Annotated in this window: 1 pseudogene; it reads right to left on the minus strand. The window is 55.0% G+C overall.

The features are described from left to right. Window positions 1-282 (minus strand): annotated as a pseudogene (locus QP363_RS13025) (HNH endonuclease); the annotation flags it as partial.

Below are 282 nucleotides of genomic sequence, written 5' to 3' on the forward strand. Positions count from 1 at the left end.
TGGTGGACTTGGCAGTAATCGGCTGGTTTGTTGCAGCCTGGTCTTGAGCAGGTGTGGAATTCCGCGTGCAGGCTAAGACGTTGGTTGAGGTTTGCTCCACGTTTTAGCCGCCAGGTGTTGATGGGCCCGTCAATGGGGTGGACGATGGTGGCGTAGCCTATTTCGGCGAATTTGTGGGTGAGAAACTCTGCGCCTGTCATGCGCCCGCCGTTAGTCAGGTTGAGCTCGATCTCATCACCCTCGCCGTTGATGATCTGGTCCAACTCATTTAATGTGACGATG

This window comes from Corynebacterium sp. UMB6689 (assembly GCF_030215295.1).
GTDB classification, from domain to species: Bacteria; Actinomycetota; Actinomycetes; order Mycobacteriales; family Mycobacteriaceae; genus Corynebacterium; species Corynebacterium aurimucosum.